7 protein-coding genes are annotated in these 13608 nt (G+C 69.4%); 2 read left to right on the top strand and 5 right to left on the bottom strand.

Going from position 1 to position 13608, the window contains the following annotated elements; all coding sequences use genetic code 11:
- Nucleotides 1-2: 2 nt before the first annotated feature.
- A complete protein-coding gene (locus KVT39_RS21030; protein WP_152860568.1) occupies nucleotides 3-1157 on the bottom strand; it encodes a pyridoxal phosphate-dependent aminotransferase in 1155 nt (384 codons plus the stop codon).
- Nucleotides 1158-1368: 211 nt separating this feature from the next.
- Complete coding sequence (locus KVT39_RS21025) at nucleotides 1369-2037, bottom strand: TetR/AcrR family transcriptional regulator (protein ID WP_217590112.1); 669 nt, start codon at nucleotides 2035-2037, stop codon at nucleotides 1369-1371.
- Nucleotides 2038-2157: 120 nt separating this feature from the next.
- On the opposite strand from KVT39_RS21025, the gene KVT39_RS21020 reads away from it, so the two are divergent.
- Nucleotides 2158-3810 carry an acyl-CoA dehydrogenase family protein gene (locus tag KVT39_RS21020; protein ID WP_034183846.1) on the top strand — a complete coding sequence of 551 codons (1653 nt, stop codon included), beginning with the start codon at nucleotides 2158-2160 and terminating at the stop codon, nucleotides 3808-3810.
- A 51-nt stretch (nucleotides 3811-3861) separates the two neighbouring features.
- On the top strand, nucleotides 3862-5370 hold the full coding sequence (locus tag KVT39_RS21015; RefSeq protein ID WP_217590111.1) for a class I adenylate-forming enzyme family protein: 1509 nt from the start codon (nucleotides 3862-3864) through the stop codon (nucleotides 5368-5370).
- 108 nt (nucleotides 5371-5478) lie between these two features.
- Here the strand turns inward: KVT39_RS21015 and KVT39_RS21010 are convergent, their stop codons facing one another.
- The 3 genes from KVT39_RS21010 to KVT39_RS21000 form a co-directional block, all read right to left on the bottom strand.
- The gene (locus tag KVT39_RS21010; RefSeq protein ID WP_034183844.1) at nucleotides 5479-6618 is read right to left on the bottom strand and encodes a branched-chain amino acid ABC transporter substrate-binding protein; all 1140 of its coding nucleotides are present in this window, start codon (nucleotides 6616-6618) and stop codon (nucleotides 5479-5481) included.
- Between the two features lie 83 nt (nucleotides 6619-6701).
- Nucleotides 6702-10634, bottom strand: coding sequence for a trifunctional transcriptional regulator/proline dehydrogenase/L-glutamate gamma-semialdehyde dehydrogenase (gene putA / locus KVT39_RS21005; protein WP_217590110.1), 3933 nt, complete (start codon nucleotides 10632-10634; stop codon nucleotides 6702-6704).
- Nucleotides 10635-11011: 377 nt separating this feature from the next.
- Entirely contained in the window at nucleotides 11012-13273 is a 2262-nt protein-coding gene (locus tag KVT39_RS21000) for a primosomal protein N' (RefSeq protein ID WP_217590109.1), read from the bottom strand.
- Nucleotides 13274-13608: the final 335 nt, after the last annotated feature.

Genomic DNA, 13608 nt, shown 5'->3' with positions numbered 1-13608 from the left:
ACTTACAGCGAACGCAGCCGCCGCGCGCCTTCGACCAGCGTCGCGTCGTCCTTCGAAAAACTGAGCCGGATCACGCCGGCGTCGGTGCCGTCGGTATAGAACGCCGACAGCGGAATCGTCGCGACGCGCGCGTCGCGGATCAGGCGCAGCACGAAATCGCTGTCGCTTTCGTCCGAGAAGTGCCGGAAGCGCGCGAGCATGAAGAACGAGCCTTCGCTCGGCAGCAGCTCGAAACGCGAATCGGCCAGCTCGCGCGCGAGCAGGTCGCGCTTGGCCTGATAGAACGCCGACAGGCCGAGATAGCTGTCCGGCCGCGCGAGGATCTCCGCGAACGCGACCTGCATCGGCGTGTCGGCCGCGAACACCATGAACTGGTGCACCTTGCGGATCTCGTCCATCAGCTCGGCGGGCGCCAGGCAATGACCGACCCGCCAGCCGGTCACGTGGAACGACTTGCCGAACGACGACACGATCACGCTGCGCTCGGCCAGCTCGCGGTGGCGCGCCACGCTCTGGTGCAGCGCGCCGTCGAATACGACGTGCTCGTAGACCTCGTCGGACAGGATCACGATGCCGGTGTCGCGCGTGAGCTGCGCGAGCCGCTCGAGATCGTCGGCGGAGAACACGGTCGCGGTCGGGTTGTGCGGCGTGTTCACGATGATCATCCGCGTGCGCGGCGTGATCGCCGCGGCCACCTCGTCCCAGTTCACGCGGAAATGCTCGGGTGACAGCTTGATCGCGACCGGCGTCGCGCCCTGCAGCCGCACGATCGGCGCATAGCTGTCGAACGACGGCTCGAAATAGATCACTTCGTCGCCCGGATGCACGAGCGCGCTGATCGCCGCGTACAGCCCTTCGCTCGCGCTCGCGATCACCGTGATCTCGGTCGCCGGGTCGTAGCGCGCGCCGTACAGCGCCTCGGTCTTTTCGGCGAGCCGTTCGCGCAGCGCCATCACGCCGGCCATCGGCGAGTATTGGTTGTGCCCGTCGCGCATCGCGCGCGCGACGCCTTCGACGAGCGCCGGATCGGGCGCGAAATTCGGCGCGCCCTGCGACAGGTTCAACGCATCGTGTTGCGCGGCAAGCTGGCCGATCACCGTGAAGATCGTCGTGCCGACGTCGGGCAGTTTCGAACGGGGCGCGGTGGCGCTTCGCATGACTCCTCCTTCTGATGTCCTTCGGGCTGGCCCGCGCGACACGCGCGGCCCTGCATCTGCCGCATGATTTAGCCCCAGCCAATATCGGCGGACAATCGAAAGTTCGTCATGGCGGCCATGCATTTTTCTCATGGCTCAAGGTATGAAGCACGCAGCGGCAAGGCCAGCCTGCCGGCCTGACATGCGAATCAGGCATTACCCGTAAGGGATGCTACGCGCCCGCCGCCGCCAGATACGCGAGCAGCACGGCCCGCAGCTCGCCGCGCAGCGAGGCGAAGTCGAGCGCGGGCCCGAGCGTCAGCAATGCCTGCGAGAGGCCGCCGTAGCAGACGGTATGCGCCATCCGTGCGAGCCCGTCGAGCCGCGCGGCCGGCGGCGGATCGGCCGCGTGCGCGAGCGCGTCGCGCCATAGTGCGACATATGCGTCGTAATGCCGGCGGTATGCGGCGAGCGGCGACACCTGCCGCTCCAGCGCGAAGAACGCGCTCCACAGCGCGGTGTCGGCGCCGATCGCGTCGACCTGCAGGTCGACGAGCGCCGCAGCGAGTTCGGCCCGCGGCGCGCCGCGCAGCCGCTGCGCCACATCGCGCAGCCGGTCGGCCATCGCCAGCACATACCGGTGGATGCAGAGCGCCGCGAGGCTCTGCTTGTCGCCGAAATACTCGTAGAAGGTGCCGATGCTGACGCCCGCGACGGCCGCGATCTCGCGAATCGTCGCCTTCGCGTAGCCGCGTTCGAGCAAAAGCTGAACGAACGCCTGCTGCAGCGCGTCGGAGCTCGCCTGCGCGCGCGACTGGCGCGGCCGGCGGCGCAACGCGGGCGCGGGTTGCGCCGCCGGCTGGCCGGGCGGCGCCGGAACCTGAACATGTCGCGGCGGCATATTTGCTACTCTGGAATTCAGCAGGGAATGCGTTTACCGGGAGCCGGAACCAGCGCCGCAGCGCCACCCGTGTTGCATGACGCCGGCCGCCCGCGAAGCATGAGACCGGAGACAACTTCGATGACCGAATCGACTCACGCCATCACGAACCAGTTCGACGAACTGGTCGACTATAACCTCTTCGCGACGGACGTCGCGCTGCGCGACGCGCTCGCCCGCGCCGGCGCCGACTGGGCCATGCCGCAGCTCGATGCGTACGGCGCGCGGCTCGGCAGCGCCGACACCGCGCAACTCGCCGACGAAGCGAACCAGCACCCGCCGGAGTTGAACGCGTTCGACCGGCGCGGCCGGCGCATCGACCGCGTCGATTTCCACCCGGCGTGGCACGCGCTGCTCGGCCAGTACCGCCACGAAGGCTTCGTGTCGCTCGCGTTCCGCGATACGCGCCGCGGCCGCTGGGCCGCGACCGCGGCCGGCTTCTACCTGCACGGCCAGATCGAGGCCGGCACGCTGTGCCCGGCGACGATGACGCAGGCCGCGATTCCCGTGCTGCAGAAGGAGCCCGCGCTGTGGAACCTGCTGCGCGACAAGCTCTACAGCGACGACTACGACCCGCGCGACGTGCCGGTCGCCGACAAGCGCTCGATCTGGTTCGGCATGGGGATGACCGAGAAACAGGGCGGCTCCGACGTGCGCGCGAACACGACGCTCGCCACGCCCGTCGGCGCGGGCGGGCGCGGCGGCGAATACCTGCTGCGCGGCCACAAGTGGTTCTTCTCCGCGCCGATGTGCGATGCGCACCTCGTCGTCGCGCACACCGAAGGCGGCAGCCCGTCGTGCTTCTACGTGCCGCGCTGGCGGCCGGACGGCACGAAGAACGCGGTCGAGATCCAGCGGCTGAAGAACAAGGTCGGCAACCGCAGCAACTCGAGCAGCGAGATCGAGCTGAACGACGCGTGGGGCATCATGCTCGGCGACGAAGGCCGCGGCATCCCGACCATCATCGAAATGGCCACCTATACGCGGCTGAACTGCGTGCTCGGCAGCGCGGCGATGCTGCGCCAGGGCGTCGTGCAGGCGATCGCGTACACACGCCAGCGCCACGCGTTCGGCCGCGCGCTCGCCGAACAACCGCTGATGCGCACCGTGCTCGCCGATCTCGCGCTCGAAAGCGAAGCGGCGCTCGTACTCGCGATGCGTCTTGCCGACGCGTTCGAGCGCGACGACTCGCCGCGCGAACGCGCGTGGAAGCGCATCGTCACGCCCGCTGCGAAATTCTGGGTCTGCAAGCGCGCGGTCGAGCTGACCGGCGAGGTGATGGAAGTGTTCGGCGGCAACGGCTACGTCGACGACGGCCCGATCGCGCGGCTGTTCCGCGAGGCACCCGTCAACTCGATCTGGGAAGGCTCGGGCAACGTGATGTGCCTCGACGTGCTGCGCGCGGTGTCGCGCGAGCCCGACGCAGCCGCCGCGCTGTTCGCCGAACTCGCCGACCTCGGTGCGGGCGAACCGCGCATCCGCGCGGCGCTCGACGCGCTGCGCGCGATGCTTGCCGCGCCGGCCGACACGCTCGAGGCATCGGGCCGCGTGTTCGCGCAGCGGCTCGCGATCGTCGCGCAGGCGTGCCTGCTGCGCCGTGATGCGCCTGCGGCCGTCGCCGACGCGTTCGTCGCGACGCGGCTCGCGGCGCCCGACTGGGGCCGCATCGCGGGCGGCTTCGATCCGCACGCGATCGACGTCGCCGCGCTGCTGCAGCGCGCGTACCCGGCCTGACGCCGGTTCGTTCGCCTGAGTCCGCCTTCGATCGCCCCGCCCGGAGCCCTGATGAACCTCGTCGCCGCCCTCGACCGCGCCGCCCGCGCGACGCCCGACAAGCCGTTCCTCGTCAGCGAATCCGCGACGATCACCTATGCCGCCGCGCGCGAGCACTCGCACCGCGCAGCGGCCGTGCTGAGCGCGCTCGGCATCGCGGCCGGCGATCGCGTCGCCGCGATGTGCTTCAACACGCCGGCCTTCGTCGACCTGATGTTCGGCGTGTGGCGGCTCGGCGCGACGTTCGTGCCGGTCAACCACAAGCTGCAGGCGCCGGAAGTCGACTACGTGCTCGAACACAGCCGCAGCAAGGCGCTGCTGTTCGACGTGGCGCTCGCGCCGGTGGTCGAACGCATCGTTCATCCGGCGCGGCGGCTCGTGACCGAAGGCGAGCTCGACGGCGTGCCGTGCTTCGACACGATGTGCGCGACGATGGACGGCGTCGCGGGCATCGAACCGGCCGACGGCGATGTCGCGCAGATCCTCTACACGTCCGGCACGACCGGCCGCCCGAAAGGCTGCGTGCACAGCCACCGCACCGTGACGCTTGCGGCGATGTCGGCGGCGCTCGCGATCGGCATCGGCCGCAACGAGCGCACGCTGATGGCGATGCCGATCTGGCATTCGTCGCCGCTCAACAACTGGTTCGGCGGCACGCTGGTCGCGGGCGGCACCGTCGTGCTGCTGCGCGAATACCATCCGCTGCGGTTCCTGCAGGCCGTCGAGCGCGAGCGCGTGACGCTGTATTTCGGCGCGCCGGTGTCGTACACGCTGCCGCTCGACACGATCGACGGCTTCGCGGCGTTCGACCTGTCGAGCGTGCGCGCGTGGCTGTACGGCGGCGGCCCGATCGGCGCCGCGCAGGCCGAACGGCTCGCGCGCGCGTATCGCAGCGACGCGTTCTTCCACGTGTACGGGATGACGGAAACGGGGCCGGCCGGCACGACGCTGTATCCGGACGAGCAGATCGCGAAGGCCGGTTCGATCGGCCGCCACGGCGGCCCGGGCGTCGACCTGCGCGTCGTGCGGATGGACGGCATCGACGCGCAGCCGGGCGAGACCGGCGAGATCTGGCTGAAGGCAGACAGCATGATGCTCGGTTATCTCGACGACGCGGCCGCGACGCGCGCCGCGTTCGCACCGGGCGGCTGGTATCGCACCGGCGACGTCGCGCGAATCGATCAGGATGGCTACCTGTTCATCGTCGACCGGCTGAAGGACATGATCGTGACCGGCGGCGAGAACGTCTATTCGAAGGAAGTGGAGGACGTGCTCGGCGCGCATCCGGACATCGCCGAGGCGGCCGTCGTCGGCGTCCCGCATCCGGACTGGGGCGAGACGGTCGTTGCGCACGTCGTGATGCGTGCGGGCGCGGCGCCCGACGCGGACGCGCTGCGCGCGTTCTGCGGCGAGCGGCTCGCCGCGTACAAGATCCCGCGCGAGTTCGCGTTCGCGCAGGCGCTGCCGCGCACGCCGACCGGCAAGCTGCAGAAATTCCTGCTGCGCGTGCGCAAGGAGTAGCGTCCGCTCACGCCGATAAAAAAAGCCACCAGGCCCGACGGCCCGGTGGCTTTTTCGCATGATCGGCCGGGCAGCGACCTTCGCCGCCGCCCGCGATTCACAGGCTGCTTACTTGCCGCCGATGCTCTTCAGCGGCTTCCACTCGCCCTTCTCGACCTTGTACATCGTGATGCCGCCGTTCTTCAGGTCGCCCTTCGCGTCATACGCGACGTGCGTCGACGTGACACCCGCCATGTCGCTCTTCGCGAGCACCGGCAGGTACTTCGCCGGATCGGTCGAATCGGCCTTCTTCATCGCGTTGAGCATCGCCATCGCGCCGTCGTAGGCGTACGGCGAGTAGGTCTGCACTTCTTCGCCGAAGCGCTTCTTGTACTTGTCGGCGTAGGCCTTGCCGCCAGGCATCTCTTCGAGCGGGAGGCCCGCCAGCGAAGCGATCGTGCCTTCCGACGCGTTGCCCGCGATCTTCAGGAACGTCGGCGTCTTCACCATTTCGCCGCTCATCAGCGGTGCCGCGATGCCGAGCGCCTTCATCTGCTTGACCATCGGCGCTGCCTGCGAATCCGCGCCGCCGTAGTAGACGAGGTCCGGCTTCGCCGCCTTCAGCTTGGTCAGGATCGCCTTGAAGTCGACTGCCTTGTCGTTCGTGAACTCGCGGTCGACGATCGTCGCACCGCCGGCCTTCGCGGCCTTCTCGAACTGGTCGGCGAGACCCTGGCCGTAGGCCGTGCGGTCGTCGACGATCGCGATCTTCTTCATGCCGAGATCCTTCGACGCGAACGCGCCCGCCACCGAGCCCTGCTGCGTGTCGGACGTCATCATGCGGAAGGTCGTCTTGTAGCCTTGCTGCGTGTATTCCGGCGCCGTCGCCATCGCGATTTCCGGAATGCCCGCGTTCGCGTAGATGCGCGAAGCCGGGATCGTCGTGCCCGAGTTGAAGTGGCCGAGCATGCCCTTGATGCCGTCGTCGACGAGCTTCTGCGCGACCGTCGTGCCCGTGCGCGGGTCAGCCTGGTCGTCCTGCGTGCTGAGCACGAACTTCACCGGCTTGCCGCCGATCTTCGGGTTCGTCGCGTTGAAGTCTTCCAGCGCGAGCACGATCCCGTTCTGCATATCCTTGCCGTAGTGCGCCTGCGCGCCCGTCATCGGCCCTGCGTAACCGATCTTCACGTCATCCGCATGGGCCGTCCCCGCCAGCGACATGACCGCGACGAACGTCGCGCCTGCCACCTTTTTCATCGTGTGTTGCATAGCATCTCCTTGGTACCAGGGTAAGTGAAGCGGCTTCGGGATCGCCTTGCCGCTTCTTTGTTTGATCCGAACGGCAAGGATGATCAGCCGATCGTCATCAAATTCGCATTGCCGCCCGCCGCGGCCGTATTCACGCTGACCGAGCGCTCGGTCAGCAGCCGCTCCAGCGCGTAGTCTTCCGCGTCGCCGTTCTCGAACGCGCCCACCGACACGCCCTGCACCGACACGATCGGGCCCGGCCGCTGCGCGACGTCCTTCACGAGCGTCTGCAGTTCGTCGCTGTCGCCTTCGAACAGCACCGCGTCGAACGCCGCGTCGGCCTGCTTGCGCACGGCCGCGTGCGGCTTCAGCGACGCCGGCAGCGCGGCGACGAGCGCCTCGCCGGCCGCGCCGGCGAACAACGCGCGGTTGCCCGTCGCCAGCACCGCCGCGAACTGCGCGCGCGCGCCGCCCGGCGTCGCCGCGACACACAGCACCGTGCCGCGCGGGCCGAGTGTATACGTGTTTCGTTCGCCCGTCGGGCCGGTCAGCACCGCGGTCGCGCCGGCCGGCACCTGCGCGAGATAACCGTCGCAACGCGCGGCCAGCGCCGGTTCGCGCTGCTCGATCAGCCAGTCGCGCAGCGTCGTGAGCGCCGCCGCCGGGTTGCCGCGCGCATCGCCTTCGACCGCGCCGTCCGCAATCAGCGTCTGCGCGAGCGAGCGCGGCAGGCCCGACGGACGCGTCGCGAGCAGGCGCTGCAGGTACAGCGCGCCGCCGGCCTTCGGGCCCGTGCCCGACAGCCCTTCGCCGCCGAACGGCTGCACGCCGACCACCGCGCCGATCACGTTGCGGTTCACGTAGATGTTGCCGACGTGCGCGTTCGAGATCACGTGCGCGATCGTCTCGTCGATCCGCGTGTGGATGCCGAGCGTCAGGCCGTAACCGGTCGCGCGGATCTGCTCGAGCAGCTTGTCGAGCTGGTTGCGGCGGTAGCGCACGACGTGCAGCACGGGGCCGAACACTTCACGCTTGAGCTCGTCGATGCTGCCGATCTCGATCAGCGTCGGCGGCACGAACGTGCCGTGCGCGCACGCATCGGGCGCCGGCAACTGCGTGACCGCGTGGCCCTTGTCCTTCATCGCCGCGACGTGCGTATCGATCGTCTGCTTCGCTTCGCCGTCGATCACCGGGCCGACGTCCGTCGACAGCCGGTCGGGGTTGCCGAGCGCGAGCTCGTGCATCGCGCCCTTGAGCATCGTCAGCGTGCGGTCCGCGACATCGTCCTGCAGACATAGAACGCGCAGCGCCGAACACCGTTGACCGGCCGAGTCGAACGACGACTGCATCACGTCCGCGACGACCTGCTCCGCGAGTGCCGACGAATCGACGATCATCGCGTTCTGGCCGCCCGTTTCCGCGATCAGCGGAATCGGCTTGCCGTCCGGATCGAGGCGCGCGGCGAGCGTCTTGTTGATCAGGCGCGCGACTTCGGTCGAACCCGTGAACATCACCGCACGCGTGCGCGGATCGGCGACCAGCGCCGCGCCGACGGTCTCGCCGTCGCCCGGCAGCAGTTGCACCGCGCCGGCCGGCACGCCGGCCTCGCGCAGCAGGCGCACGGCTTGCGCAGCAATCAGCGGCGTCTGTTCGGCCGGCTTCGCGAGCACCGTGTTGCCTGCTGCGAGCGCCGCCGCCACCTGGCCCATGAAGATCGCGAGCGGGAAGTTCCACGGGCTGATGCAGACCACGGGGCCGAGCGGGCGGTGCGTGTCGTTCGAGAATTCGTCGCGGATCTGCGCGGCGTAGTAGCGCAGGAAGTCGACCGCTTCGCGGATCTCGGCGATCGCGTTCGGCAGCGACTTGCCGGCTTCGCGCACGATCAGGCCCATCAGCGTATGCATCTGCGCTTCGAGCAGGTCGGCGGCACGCACCAGGCAATCGGCACGCGCGTCGACCGGCGTCGCCTGCCAGATCGGCGCGGCGGCCACCGCGTGCGCGAGCGCCGCGCTCACGTGTTCGGCCGTCGCTTCGCTGACCGTGCCGACCGTATCGCGCTGGTCGGCCGGGTTGCGCACGTCGCGGGCCGGCGCGTCGGCGAGCGCGTCGTCGGCGAGCATCGGCGCCGCGCGCCACGGGAAATGCGCGCTCGCGAGCAGCGCGGACGACAGCGACGCGAGACGGTGTTCGTTCGACAGGTCGAGGCCCATCGAGTTGGGACGCTCGTCGCCGTACAGGTTGCGCGGCAGCGGAATCTTCGCGTGCGGCGCGCCGAGCGGCACGACCTTCATCGCTTCATCGACCGGATCGGCGACCAGCTCCTTCACCGACACGGTTTTATCCGCGATGCGGTTCACGAACGACGTGTTCGCGCCGTTCTCGAGCAGGCGGCGCACCAGGTACGCGAGCAGCGTCTCGTGCGTGCCGACCGGCGCGTACACGCGGCACGGGCGGTTCAGCTTGTCGCGGCCCGTGACTTCCTCGTACAGCGGCTCGCCCATCCCGTGCAGGCACTGGAATTCGTACTGGCCCGGGTAGTAGTTCTGGCCCGCGAGCTGGTAGATCGCAGCCAGCGTGTATGCGTTGTGCGTCGCGAACTGCGGGTAGACGGCGTCGGGCGCCGCGAGCAGCTTCTTCGCGCACGCGAGGTACGACACGTCGGTGTAGATCTTGCGCGTATAGACCGGATAGCCTTCGAGGCCGTCGACCTGCGCACGCTTGATCTCGCTATCCCAGTACGCGCCCTTCACGAGGCGGATCATCAGGCGGTGACGGCTGCGGCGCGCGAGATCGATCAGGTAGTCGATCACGAACGGGCAGCGCTTCTGGTAGCCCTGCACGACGAAGCCGATGCCGTTCCAGCCCGCGAGATCCGGATCGAAGCACAGCGCCTCGAGCAGGTCGAGCGACAGTTCGAGGCGGTCGGCTTCTTCCGCGTCGATGTTCAGGCCGATGTCGTAGCGGCGCGCGAGCAGCGCGAGCGCGCGCACGCGCGGCAGCAGCTCGCTCATCGTGCGGTCCTGCTGCGAGCGCGAGTAGCGCGCGTGCAGCGCCGACAGCTTGATCGAGATGCCCGGGCCTTCGTAGATGCCGCGGCCGCCGGCCGCCTTGCCGATTGCGTGGATCGCCTGCTCGTACGATGCGTAGTAGCGCTGCGCGTCCTCTTCGGTCGTCGCCGCTTCGCCGAGCATGTCGTACGAGTAGCGGAAGCCGCGCGCTTCGTACTTGCGGCTGTTGGCCAGCGCTTCGGAGATCGTTTCGCCGGTGACGAACTGCTCGCCCATCAGGCGCATCGCCATGTCGACGCCCTTGCGGATCAGCGGCTCGCCGCCGCGGCCGATCAGGCGCGTGAGCGCCGACGACAGGCCCGCTTCGCTGTTGGTCGTCACGAGCTTGCCGGTGATCATCAGCCCCCAGGTCGCCGCGTTGACGAACAGCGACGGCGCGTGGCCGACGTGCGAGCGCCAGTCGCCCTTGCTGATCTTGTCGCGGATCAGCGCATCGCGCGTCGCGCGATCGGGAATGCGCAGCAGCGCTTCGGCGAGGCACATCAGCGCGACGCCTTCCTGGCTCGACAGCGAGAACTCGTGGATCAGCCCTTCGACACCGCCGCCCGAACTCTTCTCGCGCAGCGCCTCGACGAGCTTCGTCGCCAGCGCCTGCGCGTCCGCCTGCAGGTTCGCGGGCAGGCGCGCCTGCCCGAGCAGGAACGGCACGCATTCCGGCTCGGGGCGGCGGTACGCGGCCGTGATCGCCGCGCGCAGCACCGACTGCGGCTGCACGTTCTGCGCGAACTCGAGGAACGGATGCGGCGAGTTGTCGTCGTCGCCGTCCGCAGCCTGACCGTCGGCGAGCTCCGTGACACCGCTGTGGCCCGACAGCTCGGGCGGCAGCTGGCCGTGCTCGATCCGCTCGAGATACGCGAAGATCGCCTGCTTGATCAGCCAGTGGGGAGTGCGCTCCAGACGCGCGGCGGCGTCCTTGAGGCGCGAGCGGAGAATGTCGTCGACTTTGACGCCGAGAGTCGTGCTTGCCATGGTGGGTTCGTGCGCCGGTGCGAGCCCGGCAATGTGGTGTGAGAGGATGCGCGAAATCCTACGGCACGCAATAAAAAGGTGCAACCAAATTGAGAGATGGGTTGCACCCTTGAGTTAGTCAATATAATCAGCCACTTAGAAGGTTGCAACCTAGGAGTTGCCCGCGGTCCGGGGATCGGTGTTTTCCCTGATCGAGCCGATTCGACATGCGTGTGCAACCTCCGGCGCGCACGGCGGCGGACGAAAACGGGTTGCACTGGGTGTGGCGGCGAGTGTGCCGCCTGGTATGAGCGCGCGACGAGAGACGGTTCGGAGGGGGCCCGGCGGCCCGGGCTTCAACGCGGCGGCGCACCGCGCGACGGCTGCGCGGGCGCCGCTCAGATATCCAGCGGATCGACTTCGACGCTCCACCGCAGCACGCCCTTCAGCGCACGCAGCTCCGGCTGCCATGCGCGCAGCGCATGCTGCAGCGCCGCCCGCGACGCACTTTCGAGCAGCAACTGCGCGCGGTGGACGTTCGCGACCTTGACGATCGTCATCGGCACCGCGTCGTACACGGTCACGCGATCGGCGCCCGGCAGCCCCGGCAACGCGGCCGCGGCCTGCAGCAGGAACGCGAGCGCCGCGTCGAGCGTGCGCCCTTCGGCGCGCAACAGCGCCTGGTAGACGAACGGCGGCAGGTGCGCGTCGCGGCGCTCGCCGAGCGTCGAATTCGCGAAGCCGACGTAATCCTGCCGCCCGAGCGCGTGGTACAGCGCGTGACGCGGGTAGCGCGTCTGCACCATCACCTCGCCCGGCAGCCCGGCGCGGCCCGCGCGGCCGCTCACCTGCATCAGCTGCGCGAACAGCCGTTCGCTCGCACGGAAGTCGTGCGAGAACAGCGCGGTGTCGGCGTTGAGCACGCCGACGAGCGACACGCGCTGGAAGTCGTGCCCCTTCGCGATCATCTGCGTGCCGACGAGGATGTCGACCTCGCCCGCGTGCACGTCGGAAAAGAGCGCCTGCGCGCTGCCCTTGCGGCGCGTGCTGTCCGCGTCGATCCGCAGCACGCGCGCGCCCGGCACGGCCTCGGCGAGCGCCTCCTCGATGCGCTGCGTGCCGCGCCCGAGCGGCGCGATGTCGACGTTGCCGCACTCGGGGCACGACCGCGGAATGCGCGCCTCCCAGCCGCAATGATGGCAGCGCAGCGCATGCTCGGGCTTGTGCAGCACGACGTACGCGCTGCAGCGCGGGCAGCCCGCGACCCAGCCGCATGCGTCGCACGCGAGTTGCGGCGCGTAGCCGCGCCGGTTCAGGAACACGAGGCTTTGCTCGCCGCGCTCGAGCCGCGCCTTCAGCGCCGCGACGAGCGGCCCCGACAGCCCGCCCATCGACGCGCGCCCGCGCCGCCGCTCCTCCTCGAGATCGATCAGCCGCACGGTCGGCAGCGTCGCGTCGGCCACCGCGCGGCGCGACAGCGTGAGCCGCGTGTAGCGGCCCTGCTCGGCCTGCCACCAGGTTTCGAGCGACGGCGTCGCCGAGCCGAGCACGACCGTGATGCCGAGCTGCTTCGCGCGCCACACGGCGAGATCGCGCGCCGAGTAGCGCAGCCCTTCCTGCTGCTTGTACGCGGGCTCGTGCTCCTCGTCGACGACGATCAACGCGAGCGTCGGCATCGATGCGAGCACCGCGAGGCGCGTGCCGAGCACGATCCGCGCGCGGCCCGTGTGCGCGGCAAGCCAGTTGCGCGCGCGCTCGCCCTCGGCGAGCCCGCTGTGCAGCGTGACGATCGCGTCGTCGGCGAGCGCACCCGCGAAGCGCGCGCGAAACGCGGCCTCGAACTGCGGCGTCAGGTTGATTTCAGGGACGAGCACGAGCGCCTGCGCGTCCGGCCGCGCGTCGAGCAGCGACGCGAGCGCATGCAGATAGACCTCGGTCTTGCCGCTGCCCGTCACGCCGTGCAGCAGGAACGGCGCGAAACCCTGCGCAGCGCGGATCGCGTCGAGCGCCTCGGCCTGCTGGTCGGTGAGCGCCGGCGGCACGGCTCGTCCACCGGTTGTCGACAGGTTATCCACAGCTTTGGGCACAGGCGCGTCGTTCCAGCCGATCTCCTCGACGTCGACCCAGCCGCGCGCCGCCCAGTCGTCGAGCGTCGCGGCCGCCTTCGGATGCAGCACGCGCGCGTCGGGCAGCCCCAGCGAGCCGGTGTCGACGAGCGCCTGCGCGAGCCGTCGCAGCGCGGCCCCGCGTGCGGGCAACGCATCGGGCAGTGCCGCACGACCGGCTTCCGTCGGCCGGTAGCGCACCTCGGGCGCCAGCAGCCGCCCCCAGCGTCCGGCGTCGCGCAGCGCCTGCGGCAGCGCCGGCAGCGCGACCTCGCCGCGCCCGCGCTGATAGTAGTCGGCCGCGAACGACACGAGCGCGAGCCAGTCCGCCGACAGCGGCGGCAAGTCGGTGCAGATCGCATCGATCGCGCGCAGCCGGGACGGCGGCACGTCGGTGTGAGTCGTCACTTCGCAGACGAGCCCGACGGCCTGCCGCTTGCCGAACGGCACCTGCACGAGCGTGCCGGGCACGGGTGCCGGTTGCGCATCGCAGCGGTAGTCGAACAGGGTCGCGAGCGGATGGTCGAGCGCGACGCGCAGGTAGGTGCCGTTCATCACGGCGCCCCGGCGGCGGTACGTGCCGCATGGACGGCTTGCACTCGCACCCGCATCGCGGCAGCGAACTTAAAGTAAAACTTCAGATTCGGCGCTAAGTTTTGGATTCGCATTAGGAATCGCCGTATACCCTGCCCAGCCTGTGGATAACTTTGTTGAGAACTCGCCGCTCAATGGCCGCAACGCGCGCCGGGCCGTGTTTTCCGCGGTTTTCCGCCGTTTGCGGCGGTGCCCCGCGGAGCCTTATTCCATAAGGCTGCTATTCAAATTACCAAACCATAGCGAGACAATTTGACCGACACAGGGCTCTACCGCGCTGCAACGTGGAAAATGTG

Source organism: Burkholderia sp. GbtcB21 (assembly GCF_019091065.1).
Taxonomy (GTDB): domain Bacteria; phylum Pseudomonadota; class Gammaproteobacteria; order Burkholderiales; family Burkholderiaceae; genus Burkholderia; species Burkholderia pyrrocinia_C.
Note: the sequence above shows the minus strand (reverse complement) of the source record. Positions and strands in the feature narration are given on the sequence as shown.